Annotated in this window: 2 protein-coding genes; both read left to right on the plus strand. The window is 45.2% G+C overall.

Annotated elements, in window-relative coordinates:
* Window positions 1-825 precede the first annotated feature (825 nt).
* The gene (locus PG879_RS20375; protein WP_182976558.1) at window positions 826-1,002 is read left to right on the plus strand and encodes a hypothetical protein; all 177 of its coding nucleotides are present in this window, start codon (window positions 826-828) and stop codon (window positions 1,000-1,002) included.
* Window positions 1,003-1,236: 234 nt separating this feature from the next.
* Window positions 1,237-1,551: a hypothetical protein gene (locus PG879_RS20380; protein ID WP_203133438.1), complete on the plus strand. Its 315-nt coding sequence runs from the start codon at window positions 1,237-1,239 to the stop codon at window positions 1,549-1,551.
* The last annotated feature ends 280 nt before the right edge of the window (window positions 1,552-1,831 follow it).

The following is a 1,831-nucleotide window of genomic DNA, read 5'->3' on the forward strand; positions in this document are numbered from 1 at the left end:
TTTAGCGACTAATCAGATCGCACAAACTGGACTGAGTTCCCTTCCTCCGGTGATCTACTATTCGGAACAGCTATTTAATTCATCTAACAGATTGTTTTTTAAAACTATATTTTTTAATGAGTAGGGTTTGTGTACATGATGAAATCATAGCTGTAAGCATGGAAAAATGTTCGATAAAAATTGCCATATTATGGCAATAGCCCCTTTATATGCCATCAAGTTAACCCTGTCATTAACCTGTATTGATGATTACATTTTAATGGTCGTAGCTTTGTTCGGATATGTGGCGTTGTTGTCTAAATTAGCCTGATTTCCCAGATCCAGTTGGCTGTGACACGCGGGCTTTCTTACTGTCGAACCAAGGGTGTTCAGTTTGTTTATCGCGCTCACATAAGGTTTTACTTATCATCCCTGATTCAGTGCCCTCCATCAACTTTTTGAAATGCGCCATCATTGTTTCTACCAGCGAGCGACTGAAGTGCCTTGTTCATGATGAGGATTTTAAATTGATGGTGATGATCGGCTCATCGTCCCTTAAGTTTGTTCCACTCAAGCCACAGCGATTTGTGGTAAAAATGTCCTGTACATAGTTTCACAAATTAGAAAGTTAACTTGTGGGAAATATACACCTCCTTGTATGAAAGGGTATCTTAATATTATTTCGTGCACTCAAATTAAAACATCAGTTCTGGTGGGGTTAATGATGTCAAGGAGGTTCCTGATGGCTGTGGTATTGGTTGCAAGTAATGTGGTAACAGCCGCTGCTACTATTGATGTTAACGTCATAGTGCCCTGTTCATTGTCGATAAGAATGGTGTGGAAAAGGTGTTTAACACCATTAACCAGCGCGTATCGGCTATGGGCGATTATTACGCAAGTCAACGTACAGATATCGTCAACAATGGCGCTTATGTAGATCTGCACTTCGAGGTAAAACAGATCCTCGTTATGAGCGATACCGTGCTGAACGCCAACCGCATGACTTGTTATGCTGATCAATGAGAAAGTCGTTGGAGTACGCGATTCTTACGGCCCTGATTTTGGTATCAAAGCGCCACCGTCTTTGGGATGGTATTTGCACTAACAAGACATTCAAGACCTGACCTGCGCTGTACACAGCCCTTATGCCTCAAGCACGATGAAAATGCCAGATGGTAATCTCCGTGCTTACTACGTATGGGCAAAAGGGTCTGGTGCGGGCTTCATGCCGAGGAGGTTGCTGACCGCACTTTCGTCATGGCAATAGACAGCACAACCCTGACCAATGACAAACTGTACATCGACGTAACCATCACTGCCTCCGGTACTGATGTAGCAACCGAGCGTCTTTCTGTAGAGCTGTATAACCAATCTGGCAGCGCCGTTGTTGGCCAACACTACAACGATGGAATCTCGCAATTGGTGCGCTTTGACCCGACCACTTGCCAAGCGGTACTCGATGCGGCGGGCAATCCGACCTACACAGTGCGCATGACAGCCCGTGATCTGGTAGTTTATGCTTGCCAAGCGAGTCCCCCCTCGGTTTGCGTAGCGGTACTGGCACTAACGTGATCACCAAGCCAATCGCTATCACTGTGCAAGGCGTCAATATTGATAACGGTGGTAATGATGGTGGCGACAATGACGGCTGTAGTGGTTCTACCGGCCCTCTGTCACAGCTTACTTTGGTTTCTTTTGGCTTGGTGCGGCAATTCAAAAGGAGTTAGTCCAAAGGTATCCGTTACATCTCTCCATCCGTTTAGCTGGTCAAGGTCTAGGGAAGGTGCGAACAAGTCCCTGATATGAGATCATGTTTGTCATCTGGAGCCATGAAAAAGGGTTCATTATGAGT

The sequence above is a fragment of the Aeromonas sp. QDB63 genome, assembly GCF_027707425.1.
GTDB lineage: Bacteria > Pseudomonadota > Gammaproteobacteria > Enterobacterales > Aeromonadaceae > Aeromonas > Aeromonas caviae.